At 39.9% G+C, this 16,812-nt stretch carries 20 protein-coding genes; 12 read left to right on the top strand and 8 right to left on the bottom strand.

Features of this window, described 5'->3' with window-relative positions:
* Nucleotide 1 precedes the first annotated feature (1 nt).
* Both NSIN_RS06075 and NSIN_RS06070 read left to right on the top strand, forming a co-directional pair.
* The gene (locus tag NSIN_RS06075; RefSeq protein WP_394340816.1) at nucleotides 2-2,143 is read left to right on the top strand and encodes a CDC48 family AAA ATPase; all 2,142 of its coding nucleotides are present in this window, start codon (nucleotides 2-4) and stop codon (nucleotides 2,141-2,143) included.
* Nucleotides 2,144-2,145: 2 nt separating this feature from the next.
* Nucleotides 2,146-2,460 (top strand): hypothetical protein, encoded by a 315-nt coding sequence (locus NSIN_RS06070; RefSeq protein WP_101010183.1) that lies wholly within the window; start codon nucleotides 2,146-2,148, stop codon nucleotides 2,458-2,460.
* 53 nt (nucleotides 2,461-2,513) lie between these two features.
* On the opposite strand, the gene NSIN_RS06065 is transcribed toward NSIN_RS06070, so the two are convergent.
* Nucleotides 2,514-3,395, bottom strand: coding sequence for a heme o synthase (locus NSIN_RS06065; protein WP_101010181.1), 882 nt, complete (start codon nucleotides 3,393-3,395; stop codon nucleotides 2,514-2,516).
* Nucleotides 3,396-3,490: 95 nt separating this feature from the next.
* Here NSIN_RS06065 and NSIN_RS06060 point away from each other — a divergent pair, with 95 nt between their 5' ends.
* Both NSIN_RS06060 and NSIN_RS06055 read left to right on the top strand, forming a co-directional pair.
* Entirely contained in the window at nucleotides 3,491-4,585 is a 1,095-nt protein-coding gene (locus tag NSIN_RS06060; protein ID WP_101010584.1) for a cupredoxin domain-containing protein, read from the top strand.
* Nucleotides 4,582-4,989 (top strand): M67 family metallopeptidase, encoded by a 408-nt coding sequence (locus tag NSIN_RS06055; RefSeq protein ID WP_320410674.1) that lies wholly within the window; start codon nucleotides 4,582-4,584, stop codon nucleotides 4,987-4,989. Before NSIN_RS06060 ends, NSIN_RS06055 begins: the two co-directional genes overlap by 4 nt.
* Before the next feature lie 156 nt (nucleotides 4,990-5,145).
* Here the strand turns inward: NSIN_RS06055 and NSIN_RS06045 are convergent, their stop codons facing one another.
* The gene (locus NSIN_RS06045; protein ID WP_101010179.1) at nucleotides 5,146-5,529 is read right to left on the bottom strand and encodes a cyclophilin-like family protein; all 384 of its coding nucleotides are present in this window, start codon (nucleotides 5,527-5,529) and stop codon (nucleotides 5,146-5,148) included.
* 52 nt (nucleotides 5,530-5,581) lie between these two features.
* On the opposite strand from NSIN_RS06045, the gene NSIN_RS06040 reads away from it, so the two are divergent.
* Complete coding sequence (locus tag NSIN_RS06040) at nucleotides 5,582-5,839, top strand: DUF2024 family protein (RefSeq protein ID WP_101010177.1); 258 nt, start codon at nucleotides 5,582-5,584, stop codon at nucleotides 5,837-5,839.
* A gap of 73 nt (nucleotides 5,840-5,912) precedes the next feature.
* Entirely contained in the window at nucleotides 5,913-6,095 is a 183-nt protein-coding gene (locus NSIN_RS06035) for a hypothetical protein (protein ID WP_101010175.1), read from the top strand.
* 3 nt (nucleotides 6,096-6,098) lie between these two features.
* On the opposite strand, the gene NSIN_RS06030 is transcribed toward NSIN_RS06035, so the two are convergent.
* The 3 genes from NSIN_RS06030 to NSIN_RS06020 form a co-directional block, all read right to left on the bottom strand.
* Nucleotides 6,099-6,461 carry a hypothetical protein gene (locus NSIN_RS06030; RefSeq protein WP_101010173.1) on the bottom strand — a complete coding sequence of 121 codons (363 nt, stop codon included), beginning with the start codon at nucleotides 6,459-6,461 and terminating at the stop codon, nucleotides 6,099-6,101.
* Nucleotides 6,462-6,616: 155 nt separating this feature from the next.
* The gene (locus NSIN_RS06025) at nucleotides 6,617-7,117 is read right to left on the bottom strand and encodes a GTP-dependent dephospho-CoA kinase family protein (RefSeq protein WP_101010171.1); all 501 of its coding nucleotides are present in this window, start codon (nucleotides 7,115-7,117) and stop codon (nucleotides 6,617-6,619) included.
* A 19-nt stretch (nucleotides 7,118-7,136) separates the two neighbouring features.
* The gene (locus NSIN_RS06020) at nucleotides 7,137-8,225 is read right to left on the bottom strand and encodes an Mrp/NBP35 family ATP-binding protein (protein WP_101010168.1); all 1,089 of its coding nucleotides are present in this window, start codon (nucleotides 8,223-8,225) and stop codon (nucleotides 7,137-7,139) included.
* A gap of 97 nt (nucleotides 8,226-8,322) precedes the next feature.
* Between NSIN_RS06020 and NSIN_RS06015 the strand changes: the two genes are divergently transcribed.
* The 3 genes from NSIN_RS06015 to nadC are packed head-to-tail and all read left to right on the top strand — an operon-like array spanning nucleotide 8,323 to nucleotide 9,979.
* Nucleotides 8,323-8,958 carry a DNA-directed RNA polymerase gene (locus tag NSIN_RS06015; protein ID WP_101010166.1) on the top strand — a complete coding sequence of 212 codons (636 nt, stop codon included), beginning with the start codon at nucleotides 8,323-8,325 and terminating at the stop codon, nucleotides 8,956-8,958.
* A gap of 6 nt (nucleotides 8,959-8,964) precedes the next feature.
* Nucleotides 8,965-9,153 carry a transcription elongation factor subunit Spt4 gene (gene spt4, locus NSIN_RS06010; RefSeq protein WP_101010163.1) on the top strand — a complete coding sequence of 63 codons (189 nt, stop codon included), beginning with the start codon at nucleotides 8,965-8,967 and terminating at the stop codon, nucleotides 9,151-9,153.
* A 1-nt stretch (nucleotide 9,154) separates the two neighbouring features.
* Nucleotides 9,155-9,979 carry a carboxylating nicotinate-nucleotide diphosphorylase gene (gene nadC / locus NSIN_RS06005; RefSeq protein WP_101010161.1) on the top strand — a complete coding sequence of 275 codons (825 nt, stop codon included), beginning with the start codon at nucleotides 9,155-9,157 and terminating at the stop codon, nucleotides 9,977-9,979.
* On the opposite strand, the gene nadA is transcribed toward nadC, so the two are convergent.
* Together nadA and NSIN_RS05995 are read right to left on the bottom strand one after the other, a co-directional pair.
* The gene (nadA, locus tag NSIN_RS06000; protein WP_281259600.1) at nucleotides 9,972-10,964 is read right to left on the bottom strand and encodes a quinolinate synthase NadA; all 993 of its coding nucleotides are present in this window, start codon (nucleotides 10,962-10,964) and stop codon (nucleotides 9,972-9,974) included. The two genes, nadC and nadA, sit on opposite strands and share 8 nt — an antisense overlap.
* A gap of 37 nt (nucleotides 10,965-11,001) precedes the next feature.
* Nucleotides 11,002-11,820, bottom strand: coding sequence for an aspartate dehydrogenase (locus NSIN_RS05995; protein WP_101010156.1), 819 nt, complete (start codon nucleotides 11,818-11,820; stop codon nucleotides 11,002-11,004).
* Nucleotides 11,821-11,920: 100 nt separating this feature from the next.
* Between NSIN_RS05995 and NSIN_RS05990 the strand changes: the two genes are divergently transcribed.
* A complete protein-coding gene (locus tag NSIN_RS05990; protein ID WP_101010583.1) occupies nucleotides 11,921-12,790 on the top strand; it encodes a proline dehydrogenase family protein in 870 nt (289 codons plus the stop codon).
* On the opposite strand, the gene NSIN_RS05985 is transcribed toward NSIN_RS05990, so the two are convergent.
* Nucleotides 12,772-14,343 carry an aldehyde dehydrogenase family protein gene (locus tag NSIN_RS05985; RefSeq protein ID WP_101010154.1) on the bottom strand — a complete coding sequence of 524 codons (1,572 nt, stop codon included), beginning with the start codon at nucleotides 14,341-14,343 and terminating at the stop codon, nucleotides 12,772-12,774. The genes NSIN_RS05990 and NSIN_RS05985 overlap by 19 nt on opposite strands.
* Nucleotides 14,344-14,455: 112 nt before the next feature.
* On the opposite strand from NSIN_RS05985, the gene NSIN_RS05980 reads away from it, so the two are divergent.
* Nucleotides 14,456-15,295 (top strand): DNA double-strand break repair nuclease NurA, encoded by an 840-nt coding sequence (locus NSIN_RS05980; protein WP_101010152.1) that lies wholly within the window; start codon nucleotides 14,456-14,458, stop codon nucleotides 15,293-15,295.
* Nucleotides 15,292-16,812 (top strand): ATP-binding protein, encoded by a 1,521-nt coding sequence (locus NSIN_RS05975; protein ID WP_101010150.1) that lies wholly within the window; start codon nucleotides 15,292-15,294, stop codon nucleotides 16,810-16,812. The genes NSIN_RS05980 and NSIN_RS05975 overlap by 4 nt, the downstream gene beginning before the upstream one ends.

Below are 16,812 nucleotides of genomic sequence, written 5' to 3'. Positions count from 1 at the left end.
GATGCGGGTCGGCGAAGCAAAACAAAGAGACGTCGGAAAAAGACGAGCAAGAATCGAACCAGAGGCAATGGAGTTTTTAAAAGTAGAAGCAGGTGACATGATTGAAATCATTGGGAAAAGAGCCAGCTGCGCAATAGTTTGGCCTGCAGATGATGACAACAAGGCTCCAGATGTTATACGAATAGACGGCCAGACAAGAAAGAATGCTGGAATTGGAATAAACGATCTAGTCAATGTCAGAAAGATTACTGCCAAGCCTGCAAAAAGTGTCACACTAATGCCAGTAAATGGAAATGTTACAGTAGACAAGGAATTTACAGATTTTGTAAAAAACAGACTCAGAGGACTGCCGCTTTCAGAAGGAGACGAGATATCTGTAATGATTCTAGGAAATTCCATGGATTTCAAGATTCACAAGATTGCGCCAAAAGCAGTGGTAAAGATAGAGCGAAGCACATCAGTAACAATACTTAGCGAAACATCAGTGGACAAGAAGGTCCGCGTTACATTTGAGGAAATAGGCGGACTCAAGACACAGACAAAAAGAATGCGAGAGATTGTCGAGCTTCCATTAAGACATCCGGAGGTCTTTTCAAGATTGAACATAGAACCGCACAGTGGAATATTGTTGTATGGTCCACCAGGATGCGGTAAGACATTGATTGCAAAGGTACTTGCAAGTGAATCAGAGGCCAACTTTTACTCTATCAATGGGCCTGAAATCATGAACAAGTATTATGGTGAGACAGAGGCAAGATTGCGAGACATATTCAAGGAGGCAAGAGAAAACTCGCCAAGTGTAATATTCATAGATGAAATTGATGCAATTGCTCCAAAAAGAGAAGAAGCATACGGAGATGTTGAGAAGAGAGTAGTTGCACAGCTGCTAGCATTAATGGACGGCCTAAATGACAGAGGAAACGTCATCGTGCTTGGTGCAACAAACAGGCCAGACAGCGTCGACCCAGCCCTTCGAAGACCAGGAAGATTTGACAGGGAAATAGAGATATCAGTTCCAAATGCAGACGGCAGATTAGAGATATTACAGATTCACACAAGAGGCATGCCGTTGCAAGATGTTGATCTAAAAAAACTTGCATCAGAATTACACGGTTATACAGGAGCTGACATCAAGTCACTTTGCAGAGAAGCTGCAATGAAGGCACTTAGAACATTTCTCCCAGAGATAGAGACAGAGACTGAAAAGATTGCACCAGAGATACTACAAAAGATGAAGATAACACTGCAGGACTTCTATGACGCAATGCATGAAATTGTACCTACTGCAATGCGTGAATTCTACGTTGAGAGTCCAAAGGTGTGGTGGAAAGAAGTAGGAGGACTAGATGATGCCAAGCGAACACTTGAAGATAATCTAATTACAGCAATAAAAGAGCCTGCAAAATTCCAAAAGATGGGAATCAAGCCGCCCAAGGGAGCATTATTGTATGGTCCATCAGGATGCGGCAAGACATTGCTTGCGCGCGCACTTGCAACAGAGAGTGGTGCAAACATGATTCTAGTACGCGGACCTGAAGTACTATCAAAGTGGGTCGGAGAATCTGAAAAGGCAATAAGGGAAATATTTCGAAAAGCCAAGACTTCATCTCCGTGTATTATAATATTTGACGAGCTTGACTCACTTGCAAGATTCAAGTCAAACGACGAAGGAGGAGTAGGTGAGAGGCTTTTGAGTCAGCTCTTGACAGAGATGGAAGACGGAGGAGCCTCAAGAGTCGTAGTGCTTGGAATATCAAACAGGCCAGACCTTATCGACCCGTCACTGATACGACCAGGCAGACTGGACTTGATAATCTTTGTACCTCCGCCAGATGAGAAGGGAAGATTTGAGATTATCCGACTACTTACAAAACAGATGCCACTCTCAGGGGACACGGACCTCAAAGAGATTGCAGTTGCGACAAAAGGGTACAGCGGTGCTGACCTTGTTGCAGTGTGCAGAGAGGCAGCAGTCAATGCAATGCGAAACAATAGCCCAAAGATAACAAGCGCAGACTTTTCAACAGCATTAAGAAATGTGAAGCCTTCAATTACAAAGGGAGTAGAGGACTGGTACATGACTGTCAAAGATAATATAACATATGCATTACCAAAACCAATGGACAAGGCGTTTTACGGTTAGATATGGCAATACCACTTAGAAACATTGTATATGAAAAAATCAAGATAGCAGGATCTCTTACCGATTCTGAATTATCAAAAGCACTCATAAAAGCAGGAATATCAATTCCGGAAGACGAGTTCAACAAGACATTACTTAATCTAGAGATCTATGGCTTGATCAAGGTTACATGGCTGACAAAAGAGGACCGCAGGATAGAGATTGCAGAAAAAGAAGAAGGTGAAGATGAAATAGAAAAGCAAAACATGGAAAACCTAGAGCGAGAGTACGAGTCTGGATTTCCTGGCGTTGACCAAGAACAAGAAATAGAAGAATAATTCCATCACAGACAAATTTTCAAAAAATACCATGCAATTTTAAAAATAACTTTTTATTTTATTATTGGAATGTGAAACGCTGCATCAAGTGCAATTCCTACAAAGATTATTGTCAAATATGGGGCTGTGACCTTGTATGCCTTCCATGCAAAGTCAGAAGTTGGAGTCTTTGTCAGCTTGTAATGGTACAGCAACATCAAGCCACCTGATACCAGTGCCACTCCGAGGTAGACATAGCCTAGTCCAAATGCAACAAGTGAGATAGAATATGGCAGCAGTATTGCTGTATTTATCAAAATATACTTTGAAGTCTTTTGCATTCCAATCAAGACAGGCAACATTGGCACCTTGGCTTCTGCATAGTCGTCCCGTATCTTCATTGCAAGACACCAAAAGTGGGAAGGAGTCCATACAAAGACTAGCATTCCAACGAGCACTCCAAGAAGGTCCATTGAGCCTGTCGCTGCAGCCCATCCTGCCATCGATGCGCAGTTTCCTGCAAATCCACCTATGACAATATTAGTCCAGTTGTTGCGCTTGAGCCATACAGTATACACCATGACATAGAAAAATATTCCAAGTGCGATGAAAAATGTAGATACTGGATTTAATGTAAACCATGCATAAATTACAGATATTGCACTTACTCCCAGCCCGTACATCAAGACGCTGCGAGCAGATATTCTTCCAGACGGAATTGGTCTTGTGCTTGTTCTTTTCATCAGTGGATCGATATCTCTGTCGTAATAGTGGTTTAGTGCACTGGAACCAGCCGATGACAATGCACCTGCAATGATAAGATGAATCAAAGTTATTCCATCAAGTGGCTTGTGTGCGATCAAAATGCTTGCAGCGTACATCGAGGTGATGGCAGTGATTACAAGTAAAACTATGATTCTAGGTTTTGATACTTCAAGTATTTCCTTTAATCCCACAGATCTTGGCGGTTTTGCAGGGAATTTAATTTCTTCGAAGATTGGCCGTCGACGTTCAAAAGAATTAAGTATGTCACCTCATGGAACAACCACAAATGAGTGACTGGGACCTCATGATGCCAGGAATGGGACTTACTGCAATAGGAATGGCAGGAGTAATTTTATCATATTTGGGTATCGCAAACACTTTCCTTACAGGAATGCAGGCCCTTTCAGGACTTACAATGTTTGTAGGAATGATATTTTTGTCGGCAGGAATTCTAAGTGGAGGAGTTTCCACAAGCCCAAGAGCCAAGGCAACCACGCTTGTCATCTTTGGTATAGCAGGCTCTGTTGCAACATATGCAATCGGTCAAAATAAAATAGTCACATCATTGCCAGTCTTTACAGGATTACTGATAATCATTCTAGTTCCAACCATAGTTTTGGCATTCTTCTCAATGAAAAAGCCAAAGTACTTCAAGCCAGTTGCTACAATATTTGTAGCAGCAATGATAGTAGGAATTGGCTCTTACACAGCATTTGGATTCATTGGACCAGGTGCCCAATTCCATTTACCAACCGCAGGCCAGAATGCAACAAACTCTACTGCGCCAACATCAAATGTTCCAGTAATATCAATAGAGATTCCTGCAAACGCATCAGTGCAAGGAAATCCAAGCTTTACTCCAAATGAGGTCACAGTTCCAAAAGGGGACATCATAGAATGGAAGAACAATGACAAGGTGCCACATACAGTTACCAATGCACCTGATGGGGCAATATTTGATTCAAGCATCATAAAACCAGGAAATACATTCAGACTAGATACATCAAAACTTAATGCTACGGAGTACAATTACATGTGTACAGTTCATCCATTCATGACAGGCAAGATAGAAATCACTGCTCCAATGTTTGCAAATGTCACCATCTCAAGTGGTGCATCAAAGCAAGCAACAGGTCAGAAATACTTTGATCCTCAAGAGATTACAGTAAAGGCAGGAACTACCGTAGTCTGGACAAATGCTGACAGTGTAGCACACACTGTAACAAGCGGCGCTCCAACTGATTCCACACCAGGAGGATTGTTTGATTCTGGTCTAGTCAAGCCAGGCAAGACTTTCCAGTTTGCATTTACAAAAGAAGGTACAACTCCATACTTTTGTACAGTCCACCCATGGATGACTGGTAAAGTAACAGTAGGATGATTAAACAAATAGCGATATCATCAAGTCAGATAAAACTACTTGCAGAGCACTCTAAAAAAAATTCTCCAAATGAATCATGTGCCATATTATTTGGAAAGACAGAAAACAATATCACTACAATAAAAGATATTTTCTTTGCAAAAAATATCGAGGAATCACCAGTGAATTTTACAATATCAAATGATGAATTAATATCAGCATACAGCCAAGCAGAGAAAAAGAACCTTGATGTAAGTGGGATATTTCACTCCCATCCAGTATCTGAGCCATATCCATCTTCTACTGACAAAAAGTACATGGAGGTAAATGATGTACCCTGGGTGATATTCTCAAATATAGAAGACAAGTTCATGGCGTATATTTACAATTCAGGGATTGTCCAGATTCCCTTGAAAGTATCATGATATGTTTTGAAATATAATCACGAACTACTTTTTGTGAACCTTTTTGTGTCTTTCAAGGTGATCTCTGTCTGTAAATACAGTGTCACAGTCCTTGCATTTTAGCTCGGATTTAATGCTCCACAACGGCATTAATTATTCAAACTAACGTAAAAGGTTTTATGAAATAATCTCAAATTTTGCCTTTGAGCCGTCTGCTATCTTTGGAAAAGGCATCTCGGGGTTTATTTTTCCTATAACCGTGACAGGAGAATACGGTTTGATCTCACCATTCTGACTTAGAGGCGTAGGTCCAAAAAAGAAACATAGTGCATTTCCAGGCGGCCAGTAGGCAACATCCATTGGACTTACAAGTGATTTTGGATTTTCAAGTTTTGCATCTATTGGGATACCGTCAGTGTACAGCTCTTCTCCCCAGACATGAATTACAGTAGATATGGGCATGATGTTGATTATTTCTTTCATTGTTGTTGACGCATTAGTATCATCGAGATCTACAGGTATGGCAATACCTGAAATGACTAGCCTTGCTTTGCGCATCATGTTAAAAATATATCCAAATTAGATTAAATATCCCTTTTTTCTAATTTCTGATATGGAAATACACGTATACGATACATACGTAGATGCAAAAGACGGTCACACCATGCACTTTGATGTCATTACAAGCAAAAAGGATCACCAAATGGCAATCCAGTATGCAAAAGAATGGCTAAAAAGCATAGGTGAAGGTGATTCAAAGGTTTCAACCGAAGAATGTCAATTCTGCCATTCACAGGGTGCACCAGAACCAATTGCAAACGAGATCCAAAAGAAAGGCTATTTCATCCAAAAAATGGAAGGCTGCCCGTAAGATCTAATCTTTCTTTTTTGATTTTAATTATTTTTAAAAACTCTTTTTTATCCTCAAATATGGTAGTGATACCATGAAGAAAAGCTACAACAGGCTAACAGTTGAAGGAGACATACAGACCAAGTGGATATGCGGCTGTTTTGAGACAGTTGACGGATTTTTCAAGTTTTGCACCCAGCACAGCGAATCCATGAAACAGACCATCGAGGCACAAATAGACAAGCTTGACATGACTACAGTGGTAGAGGAAAAATAAGACCTAGCGTCTCTTGGCATATGGCTTGAATGTCCAGCCTGCAAGACCACGTCGCACCATCTTGTTAAATCTCCTGCCATGACTCAGGTATGGAAACCTCATGTGAATCAACTCATGGACTATGGTATTTTCAAGCATCTTGTCATCCTGGATTTTTCTTACATTCAAAAACACGACATTATCTTGGATGTATGACACTCCAAGATACTTGTATGCCGAAGTTCTCCTCCCTTGAGTTATCTCTTTTGGCATCTCTAGTACTTCTTTTGTTGTAAGTAATATCTTGGGTTCTGGTATACTAAATCGTGCCGAGTATACTCCAACTTTTTCAAGTATCCTAAAACGTAATTCAGAATCAAGTTTCATCAGTAATAGAATTTTTCAAATTTTGAAAAATTAATGTATCTTGTCAAAAATCATCTTGACACTGGTGGATTTTTTTATTTCAACCATTTCATTGGTAAAGCAGGGTCAGAAATTACATTAGATTAATCATTCAATATCATACAGCCACCGTCTCCTCATTCCCCACTCATCATATCCATTATCTTTCTTGCCTTGTTTTTTATCTCCTCTGTTACTTGAACTATTACAAGCCCTTCATTTGGCTGGCCATATAGAACAACAGAGCCTTCAGGGGAATATATCACAGCAGGCAATACAAGCAAGTCTTCTTCCCCGTCTATGACAAGTCGAACAGGTGGAGCCATACCTAGTGCTTTTTTGATACCATCAATGCTTTCAGAAGTAATTTGTGCTGCAGGATTTTTGCAATGCAATATGGTTTTGACATATCCAAAAGGCAAGTCCCGCTTGTTTCTTTTTTCAAGCGAGTCAACAATTTGAAGTGAAGGATTAATCCCGTATGAGACAAGTTTGTCAGTTGTTGCATCACCGACTGTAATCACAAATGCATCTTTTGAGATGTAACTTTTTACAGCAGCCTTGGTAACTTGAAAATCAGGAATTAGGACTCCAAGCGGTTTTTTTAATTCAGAACGAAGATTTTCTGGTAAGTGCACAGCTTTCCTTTGTTTTGAGCTATTTTTGAGTTGCGACCTCTGCTTTCATCTCTTCGCTTAGTTGAGATGCAAGCATGCTGCATCTGGCAGCAACATTTTTTGCCACAACCATAAAGGCCTGGGACAAGACAGAGTTTGGGTCAGTTACTAAAACAGGTTTGCCACTGTCAGAGCCTTCCATGATTCCAGGGTTTAATGGAATCTCGCCCAAAAATGGCAGGTTGTGTGTCTCGCTCATCTTTTTGGCACCTTCCTTTCCAAAGATGTAATGCTTTGAAGTACAATTAGGACATACAAAGTAGCTCATGTTTTCTATTACTCCCATTATTGGGATATTCAATTTTTGGAACATGCCAAATGCCTTGACTGCAATATTGCTTGCAACTTCTTGCGGAGTTGTAACTACAACAATACCAGTAATTGGAATGGTTTGTGCAAGTGTCAATGGAATGTCACCAGTTCCCGGAGGCAAGTCTACAATTAGATAGTCAAGATCAGACCAGTTGGTATCAACCAGAAATTGTTTTAGTATTCCAGATATTATAGGACCACGATATATTGCAGCCTGGTGTGCCTGGTCTGCAAAGAAACCAAATGACACAACTTTGAGTCCGTGTGATTCAGCAGGCTGTAATTTATTATTGTCAACTTCCATTGCAGATTTTCCCATGCCAAGCATCAACGGTACACTTGGTCCATAGATGTCTGCGTCAAGCAATCCAACTTTGGCACCAGTCTGTGCAAGTGCAAGTGCCAAGTTAACAGAGACAGTTGTTTTTCCTACTCCTCCTTTTCCACTTGCAACACCGATGATGTTTTTTACAGTCGGCAACATCTCGTCCATGCTAAGTGATCGTCCTTCCATGACTTTGGCTGTAACTTTGAGATCAAATTTTGAGATATCTTTTATTTTTGCAATTGCAGCCCTTACATCTTGTTCAATTTGGTCATTGAAAGGACATGCAGGAGTTGTAAGCTCTAGTGTGAATTTGAGATCATTTCCATTTATCTCGACATCTTTTATCATCCCCATTGAGACGATATCTTTTTTGAGATCTGGATCGATGACAGTACCAAGCGTAGATAGTACTTGATCAACTGTTACCATAAAATAAAAAATCTCAAATACGCTATTTAAACATAAACGAAAAAAACAGTCTGGCCATCAAAAGATTCATAAATTCAATTTTAATGTTCATTTTTGGATGTTTTCTATATCTACCCTTACTGATGTAGTTAGAATACCGCCTAAACTATTTGGTGAATCACTCAAAAAGGCAGCAATTACAATTTTGCGTGAAAAATATGAGAGTATGATAAATCCAGAATTGGGTTATGTCATCATGATACTTGAGACCAAGGTCGAAAAGATGGGTAAGGTCATTGCAGGCGATGGTGGAACTTATCACAGAGTAGAATTTACAGCATTAACATTCTCACCAAAACTCCAAGAGATTGTTCGAGGAGAGATTGTAGAAATTACAGACTTTGGTGCATTTGTAAGAATTGGTGCAACAGATGCATTGTTACACTTGTCACAAATAATGGATGATTATCTAAAGAGCGATGTCAAGTCCGGCATGATTTTGGCAAACCAGAGTGGAAGAACAATGAAAATTGGCACTACACTCCGTGCAAGAATCACTGCGGTATCAATTGGTAAGACAGCAGCTATGAAAGTCGGTATTACTTGCAGACAGCCATTCCTTGGTGCAGATGAATGGATTGAGGAAGAAATCAAAAAGAGTAAGAATCCTGCTGCCGCAGCTGCAGCAGAGGTAAAAAAACCCAAGGCACCATCAGCAGGCGCTGAAAAAGCAAAAGCATCGGAGACCAAGTGATAAGAAATGGTACGAGAGCTTGCTTGTCGCAAATGCAAATTTGTTACAGTGGGTAAAGTATGTCCAATATGCAAGTCATCAGATCTTAGTCCGGACTGGTCAAGTTCTGTTCTTGTTGTAGACCCAGAAAATTCTGTTGTTGCAAAATCTCTTGGAATAAAAGAGAAAGGCAAGTATGCACTCAAGGTAACCTAAGTTGCAAAGTGCAAAAAATTATCTAGAAAAATTTCTTGCTGAAGATATTGGTTCAGGGGACATCACAAGTAAATTACTGCCGCGAAAAAAAATTACTGGTACCATAATATCAAGACAAAGAGGTATCGTTGCAGGAGTCAAGTATGCGGCATATATTTTCAGGTCACGCGGATGCTCAGTTACCATACACAAAAAAGATGGGCAACAAGTATCTGAGAATCAAAAAATAATCACAGTATCAGGGTATGCGTATGCAGTACTATCCTGTGAGAGAACGGCACTAAATCTAATGTCACGTATGAGCGGAATTGCAACCCAGACAAACATGTATGCAAAAAAGATTCGTGCTGCAAATCCAAAGGTTGCCTTGTACTCTACAAGAAAGACAGCTCCCGGTCTTAGAATCTTTGACAAGGATGCAGTTGAGATAGGCGGAGGCCACAAGTATAGAATATCACTTGACCAGATGGTCATGATTAAAGACAATCACATTGCAGCATCAGACTCTTTTGTAAATTTGGTAAAAAGTGCGGCAAGAAAATACAAAAAATTCGAAGTTGAAGTTGAGAACTTGGAGGATGCAATAACTGCTGTCAAGTGTGGAGCATCAATAATCATGCTTGACAATATGGCGCCAAATGATATAAAAAAAGTCATATCAAAATTAAAAGAATTGAATCTTAGAAATAAAGTAAAGATAGAGGCATCAGGCGGGATTGATTATTCCAATGTATCAAAGTATGCCAAGGCTGGCGTTGACATGATATCAATTGGAAGACTCACAAGTGCTGTTACAGGCCTTGATTTGAGTTTAGAAGTTAGTTGATTGCAAGCATTCTGTCTATTGCAAGATGTGCCTTTTCTGCAATGTTTCTTGGCACTTTGACTTGATACTTGTTTTCTTGGAGTGATGATAGTACTTTTTCAGGTGTAATCATCTTCATGTACTTGCATACTGCGTTTTCAGACATTGGTATGAATTGCTTGTCCGGGTTTTGTTTTTGCATTCGGTACAATATTCCAGTCTCTGTAGCAACAACAAATTGCTTTGATGAGGAATTTTGGGCATGAGTCATCATACCTTCTGTTGACAATACCTGGACTTGTCTTGAGCCATAATCTCCAGATGCCACATCATACATTACAGATGAGGTGCAACTACATTCTGGGTGGACAAGAAACTCGGCATTTGCAAATTGGTTTAGCTTTTCTTGTACGTCCTTTGATCGAATACCTGCATGTACATGACACTCTCCTGCCCAGATGAACATGTTGTCTCTGTTTGTCATCTTGGCAACATAAGAGCCCAAGAACATATCAGGCAAAAAGAGGACTTCTTTTTCCTTTGGAATTGATTTTACTACATTAACAGCATTAGATGAAGTGCAGCAATAATCAAGCTCGGCCTTTACTTCTGCTGAAGTGTTGACATATCCAACAGTAATTGCTCCTGGATGTTCTAATTTCCATTTTCGTAGCTCAGGTGCAGTGATGGTATCTGCAAGTGAGCATCCTGCACCAAGGTCTGGAATCAACACTGTCTTGTCAGGACATGTAATTGCTGCAGTCTCGGCCATGAAATGCACTCCACAAAACAGAATTGTTTTTTGCGTGGTCTTGGCTGCTTGTCGTGACAGGCCCAGCGAGTCTCCGACATAGTCGGCTACATCCTGGACATCAGGAAGTTGATAATTATGAGCAAGAATAAGAACGTCCTTTTCTTTTTTTAGTTTGAGTATCTCAGATTTGATATCCATTTTACAGTATAATTTGGAGTGATTCTTCTTTAAAGCGTCATGATGTTGACAAATTTATTGCAACTGCCGTATAAGGTGGCAAGATTTACCATTACGTTCCTATGTTAAGTGACGTGCCACAGATTTTTTTCAAGCATTCTATTGCAGCAAGGGTTGCAAGCCTGCTTGTCTTTGGATTTGAGGGGCTAGGAACATTTTCCACCTTGATTGCAAATTTGCCAAACTTGCCTTCTGCCTGGATTTCATGAGTGTTCTTATCGGTTTTAGGATCTGCAACTATCTTGACCTGGGTTTTTTGGCTGCCAAGCCCTGCAAGACTCAAGAGGGCTGCGACGTTAATGTTTGCAGGAAACAGCCTTACTGCTTCTTGAGCACTTCCCTGGTACAATACAGTAGGTGATGTTATGTTATCTGGGTCTATCTTATAACTTTCAAAGAACTTGGCACCTTTTAGTGCCTTTGGATGCTTTGTTGTAACAAGTGTGACAGAGTCAAGCTCGTCCTGTACTGCACGGATGCCATCAAGTCCTACAATGGCACCAGATGGAAGATAGACTTTTTTGTTAAAGTGTTCGCATCCATCAAGTACTATATCCAAGATGGATTCATCAAGTAGTGCACCAACACTCATTATCATTACATCTTTTCTGTTTTGCAATATAGTAAGTATGTCATCGCGTACAGCATCCTGTGAAGCTGCTTCAATTATCATATCAACAGGTGATGCTGCAAGTAGTCCGACATTTTCTGTTATGATAGGTTTTGCTGTAAGCGAGTCTACAAGTTTTTTTGAATTTTCTTTTGAAAAGTCATAGATGTGTGTGAGCTTTGCAGATATCTTGCCAGAATCTATGGCATGTGCAATCTCTGTACCAATGGCTCCACATCCAAGCAGTCCTACTCGTTTCAATCACATTTAAGAAAAATTCTTCCTTGTTAAATCTGTTATTCATGGATACCTACCAGAATATTGAATTACACAAATGTTCCAATACAGAATTGATACAAAAATGGAAAAATCACCTCTTGTTGAGAAAGTTCTCTTCAAGATAGCAAGACAATGGATAGCAGGTGATACAATGGATGATGCTCTACAATCTGCACGCCAAGCAAACAAGAACGGTATGAATGCCATACTAAACAAGCTTGGAGAGCACATGGTATCAAAACCAAAGATAAACCAGACAGTAGACGAATACCTTACTCTAGTATCTAATTTAAGAAAGGCAAAAGTTACTGGCGGACTCTCAATCAAGCCAACCCAGGTAGGCCTTGCACTAGGCACAAAAGAATGCAGCAAGAATCTAGAGACAATAATAGAGCAGGCATTGCAAGACTTGGCTTTTGTGTGGATAGACATGGAGTCATCAGAGTATACAAGTGACACGTTTGCAATTTACCTTTCACTGTTTGAAAAATATGAGAGATTAGGTATTGTTATACAAGCAAACCTCAAGCGGACTCAAAAAGACCTTGAGATGCTCCTAAGAAAGGGAGCCAAGATAAGGCTAGTCAAGGGTGCGTATCATGAGAGTCCAAAAAATGCATACAGGACAAGACATGATGTTGATGAAAATTACAAAAAACTCATGAAAAGGCTGTTTGATGATGCAAATGAATTTGCAATAGCCACCCATGATTCAAAGCTAATCAAGATGGCAATTAATCTATCAAGAAAGCATGAGCGCAAGTTTGAGTTTCAGATGCTAAAAGGGATACGCGATGAGTTAAAACCCACTTTGGTAAAAGATGGCTTTGCAGTTGCAGAATACATTCCATATGGAACAAACTGGCTCCCATATTCCATACGACGACTAAAGGAAAGAAAGCGAAACATATTGTTGCTTGGTAGTTCGTTTATTCACTCGCATCGTGTTTGAGTTTGCTCTCGCAAGAATTGTAGTAAATAGTATGCGCCTCCTGCTCCCTTGCCAGAGATTCCAGAATCTTTCCATCCAACAAATGGTTGTGCCCCAACCATTGCTCCAGTAGTAGCACTGGCTGCTCTATTTGCATACGTGACACCTGCCTCAATTTTTTCAAAGAATTTTTCAATCTCGGTCCTGTCCTGGCTAAAGACTCCGGCAGTAAGACCATAGTTGCTCTTGTTTGCAAGAGAGATTGCTTCATCAAAGTTGTCAAACTCCTCAACGCAAAGAAACGGCAAAAATAATTCCTCTCGGATTAGTTCATGATCTTTTGGAAGGCCTGCCACAATTGTTGGCATGACAAAGTTGCCATCCTTGCATGATGCATCAGGTACAAGGTCTCCACCGCACAGTATCTTGCCATCTTTTTTTGCAATATTAGATGCATTTTGGAATTTTTGTACAGCATCCGCATTTATGACAGGTCCAATGTACGAGTCTTTCTCCCATGGTTTTCCAACTTTGAGCGCCCGAGTCTTTGCAACAAGCATATCTAGGAATTTTGGCGCAATGGACTTGTGGACATAGACACGTGAGCATGCGCTACATTTTTGTCCGCTATATCCAAAGGCTGCGCGCATTACACCGTCTGTTGCTTTCTCAATATCAGATGATGCTGAGACTATGGCTGGGTTTTTCCCTCCCATCTCTGAGATAAATGGCCTTGGCCTGTGAGATGTGACTGTAGAATATCCAGACATGCCTACCTGTTTAGAGCCTGTAAATGCAATTCCTTCAATGATGTCACTTGAGAGAATTGTCTTTCCGACTATACTGCCAGAACCTGTTACAAAGTTTATTGCAGCAGGAGGCAGTTTGTGATATATTGACTCTACAAACTTGAATGCAGAAATTGGCGCATCACTTGACGGTTTTAGGACAACAGTATTTCCGGTTATCAGCGCTCCAGATGTCATCCCTATTGCAATTGCAGATGGAAAATTGAATGGAGATATTATTCCCCAGACGCCATACGGTTTTAGCACGCTCTTTGTATTTTCATTTGATGTAGCACTTTTTGTCTGCTTTGAGAATCCCTGGTTGATTTCAAGTTGTTCTGCATAAAATCTCATAAAGTCTATTGACTCGTCAAGATCTCCCATTGCTTCAAGTCTGTTTTTTCCGTTTTCAAAACTCAGGATTGCTGCAAGATCAAACTTGTTTTGAGAGAAAATGTCTGCAACCTCTCTGAATATTCTAACTCTTGTTTCATAAGGCACTAAGGCCCACTTGAAAAACGAATCTCTGGCAGTCTCTATTGCATGCAAGGTATCTTCCTTTGTAGCGAGCGGGAATCGTCCAAGGATCAAATTTCTGTCAGCAGGAGAACGGACTTCAAAAATGTCATTAGAAAAGATCTCTTTTCCGCCAATAATCATGGGATAGTTTTGTCCAAAATCTTTCTGGATACGAGTTACCGAGTCATCAAATTTCTTGTGAAATTCATCAATAGAATTATTTTCCGCAAATCTTCCGTATGTTTTTTCATTCTCAAACATCGTCATTATCAATATACCAAACTGTGATTTAACTTGTTTTAATGTCAAATCTACATTAGCTTGGGGACAAACCTATTTCAAACGAGAAACATTTTATCTACTCAGACAAAGGTGTTCTATGCTAAATACCGTATATCGTGATGCTATAAAAAAAAGAGACGAGGCAAGATCCATCTTTAAAGGAGAAAAATTCAATCAAATAATAGAAAAGGCAAAAAATAACTGGATCGAGTATACACCTCAAAAAAAAGACTCTCAAATTGCAGGGATTGACAGTAGTTACAATAGTACCAAGTTTCAAGGATTAGAATTGTGGGTAGTCTCAGGAGTCGCAGTAAAATCAGATGGCCAGATAATATACGAAGAGCACAATCAAGGCCTAGGACAACCATCACCAGAACTTGAGACACAGGCAAGTAAGATGGAAGTAGAAGCATGTGTTAATTCAGTAGAAAAGGCAGACCTTGTTGCAATGGATGGTTCTTTGTATTCACAATTTCTTACAAGACAGGCCTCGCTTGGAGGCTCTATCACATCTGCAATTAAAAAGAATAACAATGTGATTTTCATATCAAAGACATCATCTGCAAGAAAACAGTTTGAAAAATTAGGCTCAGTAGCAGGAGACATTTTTTATTACAATCATGCCGCCAAGACACCAGGATTTAGCAAGATCTTTACAGACCCTAGTCTTGGACCAGGAAAGGTAGTAACATATGTCTATGCAAGACTAAGAGACTCTACGCCACTTATCAAAATAGAACTCTTGGGTTCTGATCATCAAGAATCAGAAATAAAGAATTTACTAGACATGATTACAAAGAATAGTGTGGGCGGATACCCATATTCATTAAAACTTGCACATGAAAACTGCAAGATAACTAATTCTGATCTTTCAAGATTGGTTAGTCTATATGGACTTGGAAATGAAATTGGTTCAAGAGAGGTATTGAATTGACAATAGGTGTAGTGATAGGAGAATCAAGACCTACAGATGTTACAGTCCAGTCATCAAAACCACTATCGGTTGGAGAGTATGTCATAATTGATTCACAAGATGGAAAAATTTTAGGTCTTGTTGAAAAATCAATAATTTCAAGTGAGGCATTAACAGATGTTAGAAATTTTGATGAGGCAGTTGAGAGCAAAGAAGTTGCAGACCTTAATTCAAGAGACAAGAACTACAAGGTGAAAATCGGAATATTAGGATTCTTGGACAAACTGCAAAGAGGTCAGATGATTCTCCCTGCAGTACCTCCCCTTCCAGGAACCTCAATTTTAGAGGCAACACAAAAGGATCTAGGAGTAATATTTGGCCCATCATCAGAAGAATGGATTAGGATTGGTTCTCTTTTGAGAAATTCTAGCATTGAGGCCAGGATAAACATCAACAAAATAGTCTCAAGACATCTAGCAATACTTGCAATGACAGGAATGGGAAAAAGTAATTTGGTATCACTTATTGCAAGGCATGTAGCGTCATTAAACGGTACACTGATTATTTTTGATTACCACAATGATTATGAAAATCTTGATGTGCCCAAGATGAACTATATGATGGCAAAAATAAATCCAAGACTTTTGCCTGCAGACAAGCTTGCAGAGGTCATAGAACTAAGAGAAAATGCAGACAAGCAGCAAAGGGCCTTGCGAGAATCATTTACAGAATCAGTCAAGCAGTCAAAGGACTTTTGGCAAGCACTTGAAGAAAGTACTAGATCTTTTGGTCACATGACAAAAGGTTATGCAGACAGCGCAAGTCGAGTCTTGGACAAGATAGATGATGCAAAACACCGATTCTCAGACATACTGGACCCAGACTGTGGAGACCCGGTAGAGCTCATCAAAGAAGGCCGGGTAAATGTGTTAAACATATCAGAGCTTAGCGAAAGACAGGCAAATGCAGGCCTTGCATATTATTTACAGGAATTATTGCAACATAGAAAAAATGCAGTATGGGAAAAGAAAGGAAAATCATCCACTAAGAAAAGTAACAAGTTTCTTGCCCCTGTTTTTGTAATAATAGAAGAAGCTCATGTCTTCATTCCAAAAGGAGAGCACACTGACACAAAATACTGGGCATCAAAAGTGGCAAGAGAGGGACGCAAATTTGGAATTGGTCTAGGGGTGGTTTCCCAGAGACCTAGAAATATCGATCCCAACGTATTGAGTCAGATGGGATCACTTGCAATAATGAAGATAGTGCAAGACGATGATCAACAGCAGATTGCATCGGCCGCAGAATCGTTGAGTAAAGACCTACTTTCACAATTATCATCTCTAAATATTGGTGATGCAGTGTTGATTGGACAATGGGTTAATCTCCCCTCAATTGTACATGTAGACGAAGTAAAAAGTAAGAAATCAGGCTCAGACCTTAATGCAGTATCAGAATGGAGCCAGACAGACAAGTTCAAAGAGATTGCAAAAGAATCAACAAAATCTATGATCCAAAAAGATCTTTTGCTTGATTAA

Origin of the sequence: Candidatus Nitrosotalea sinensis (assembly GCF_900143675.1) — an archaeon.
Taxonomy (GTDB): domain Archaea; phylum Thermoproteota; class Nitrososphaeria; order Nitrososphaerales; family Nitrosopumilaceae; genus Nitrosotalea; species Nitrosotalea sinensis.
The sequence above is the reverse complement of the archived record's forward strand: the minus strand, read 5'-3'. Positions and strand labels throughout refer to the sequence as shown.

Excerpts from the sequence above, each read along its gene's own strand:
- NSIN_RS06020 (WP_101010168.1), bottom strand. The coding sequence starts at position 8,225 with ATGGTAACAGTTGATCAAGTACTATCTACGCTTGGTACTGTCATCGAT.
- NSIN_RS05980 (WP_101010152.1), top strand. The coding sequence starts at position 14,456 with ATGCTAAATACCGTATATCGTGATGCTATAAAAAAAAGAGACGAGGCA.
- NSIN_RS06045 (WP_101010179.1), bottom strand. The coding sequence starts at position 5,529 with ATGATGCGCAAAGCAAGGCTAGTCATTTCAGGTATTGCCATACCTGTA.
- NSIN_RS06070 (WP_101010183.1), top strand. The coding sequence starts at position 2,146 with ATGGCAATACCACTTAGAAACATTGTATATGAAAAAATCAAGATAGCA.
- NSIN_RS06060 (WP_101010584.1), top strand. The coding sequence starts at position 3,491 with ATGAGTGACTGGGACCTCATGATGCCAGGAATGGGACTTACTGCAATA.
- NSIN_RS06075 (WP_394340816.1), top strand. The coding sequence starts at position 2 with ATGCGGGTCGGCGAAGCAAAACAAAGAGACGTCGGAAAAAGACGAGCA.
- NSIN_RS05985 (WP_101010154.1), bottom strand. The coding sequence starts at position 14,343 with ATGACGATGTTTGAGAATGAAAAAACATACGGAAGATTTGCGGAAAAT.
- NSIN_RS06040 (WP_101010177.1), top strand. The coding sequence starts at position 5,582 with ATGGAAATACACGTATACGATACATACGTAGATGCAAAAGACGGTCAC.
- NSIN_RS05990 (WP_101010583.1), top strand. The coding sequence starts at position 11,921 with ATGGAAAAATCACCTCTTGTTGAGAAAGTTCTCTTCAAGATAGCAAGA.
- spt4 (WP_101010163.1), top strand. The coding sequence starts at position 8,965 with ATGGTACGAGAGCTTGCTTGTCGCAAATGCAAATTTGTTACAGTGGGT.
- NSIN_RS06055 (WP_320410674.1), top strand. The coding sequence starts at position 4,582 with ATGATTAAACAAATAGCGATATCATCAAGTCAGATAAAACTACTTGCA.
- NSIN_RS06030 (WP_101010173.1), bottom strand. The coding sequence starts at position 6,461 with ATGAAACTTGATTCTGAATTACGTTTTAGGATACTTGAAAAAGTTGGA.
- NSIN_RS06035 (WP_101010175.1), top strand. The coding sequence starts at position 5,913 with ATGAAGAAAAGCTACAACAGGCTAACAGTTGAAGGAGACATACAGACC.
- NSIN_RS06015 (WP_101010166.1), top strand. The coding sequence starts at position 8,323 with ATGTTTTCTATATCTACCCTTACTGATGTAGTTAGAATACCGCCTAAA.